The sequence below is a fragment of the Rhizobacter sp. P3_C12 genome, from assembly GCF_056402735.1.
In genome coordinates, this window is the sequence record NZ_JBFUGW010000588.1 from 1 (window position 1) to 1,329 (window position 1,329).

4 protein-coding genes are annotated in these 1,329 nt (G+C 64.0%); all 4 read left to right on the plus strand.

Annotated features, from left to right (window positions below; genetic code table 11):
• Positions 1-206 (plus strand): S24 family peptidase (locus tag AC1DXV_RS34720; protein ID WP_477938059.1); only part of this gene is annotated, 206 nt, incomplete at its 5' end.
• A gap of 309 nt (positions 207-515) precedes the next feature.
• Positions 516-770, plus strand: coding sequence for a hypothetical protein (locus AC1DXV_RS34725; RefSeq protein ID WP_477872298.1), 255 nt, complete (start codon positions 516-518; stop codon positions 768-770).
• On the plus strand, positions 767-913 hold the full coding sequence (locus AC1DXV_RS34730; RefSeq protein ID WP_477872300.1) for a hypothetical protein: 147 nt from the start codon (positions 767-769) through the stop codon (positions 911-913). The genes AC1DXV_RS34725 and AC1DXV_RS34730 overlap by 4 nt, the downstream gene beginning before the upstream one ends.
• Positions 904-1,143: a hypothetical protein gene (locus tag AC1DXV_RS34735; RefSeq protein WP_477872302.1), complete on the plus strand. Its 240-nt coding sequence runs from the start codon at positions 904-906 to the stop codon at positions 1,141-1,143. Before AC1DXV_RS34730 ends, AC1DXV_RS34735 begins: the two co-directional genes overlap by 10 nt.
• Positions 1,144-1,329: the final 186 nt, after the last annotated feature.

Below are 1,329 nucleotides of genomic sequence, written 5' to 3' on the forward strand. Positions count from 1 at the left end.
GGTCTACGCCCTGCGCTACGGTCTACGCCCTGCGCTACGACTCCGAACTTCGCGTGAAGCGTTTGCTGAAGCGCCTCGATGGCACGTTGATTCTCAGAAGTGACAACCCCGACTATGGTGACGAGATAGTCGCGCCTGACCTTGTCCAAGAGCACATCACGATCATTGGGCGGGTGCGAGATCGCTCGGGATCGGGCGGGCTGTAGCTCTTGCCCCACGCATCCAGTTGGCCTGCATCTTCAAAAACGTAGCATTTGCTATTGCATAGTGTCGTAGCAGTTGCTACGCTACTCCTCACGTTGATTCATTCGTGAGGTTTCGATGCAAACGCTCTGCACGCGCAGCTACCGCTGCTACTACCACCACCGCTCCGACGCGCCCTCTGAAACCGGCGCCTTGCCCAGCATTCGACTACAGGCCTCTGACGCCGAGGCGGCGATGCACTGCGCGCATGCGGTGTTGGGCCACCCCATCGACCATGTCGAGCGCGTCGAGCCTCTGACTGCGGGGTGCGCATGAGTGCCATCGTTCATCAGATGCCAATGCCGGCCGCGGAAGCGGTGTCGATCAAACTGGTTGTCGATCCCGGTTACTGGCCGCAGATCGACATCGGCGAGCGCGAACAAGGGAATCCGATCCGCTTCCAGATCTCTGCCCCGCACCAAGACTACTTGCTCTTGTCGCATGGGCAGCTCTCGGCGTTGGTATCTGCAGCCAGTGCGTGGCTCGAGCTATGCGCGCAGCACACACCGGAGGCAAGCGAAGCATGAGCCGCCGCTACCTCGCCCGCTACACGCTCTCCGACGGCACGCGCGGCGCGCTGCAGGTCGTCGCATCGCACAGCTTCGATGTCATCGACATGCTGGTGTGCACCTTCTCAAGCCTCCGCACCTGCAGCGCGAGGTGCCTGTGATCGCCGCCGCCCTGCTCACTGTCGCGCCGAGCCACTGGGACGCCGCGAACTACCGCGCATGCGAGCTGTGCGATCACCGCATGCACGACGACGGCGACTTGGTGTGCTGCTGCCCGGCCGCGGTCGCGCCCGATCGCTGGCGCCCCGTCACCGTCATGCGAGCGTCGCTTGGCGGCTGCGGCCCTGATGCCCGATTCATGCGGATCAACTTCGACAGCCTGCACGCCTGACGGCGCGCCGCCGCCCTTCCCCACCTTTTCTCCCGCCCGCCTGCGCCATCGCAGGCGGCGAGCTTCAACACGCCTGCACAGGACGTCAAATGACCTGGATCACCACCTCCACCGGCGATGAGGTATCGCTGCAGCAGCCACGGCTTGCCAGCATCACCCTCGCGACCATCGCGCACCACCTTGCGC

Bases quoted from the DNA above. Each gene is read 5' to 3' on its own strand.
- AC1DXV_RS34725 (WP_477872298.1), top strand. From the start codon at position 516: ATGAGTGCCATCGTTCATCAGATGCCAATGCCGGCCGCGGAAGCGGTG.
- AC1DXV_RS34730 (WP_477872300.1), top strand. From the start codon at position 767: ATGAGCCGCCGCTACCTCGCCCGCTACACGCTCTCCGACGGCACGCGC.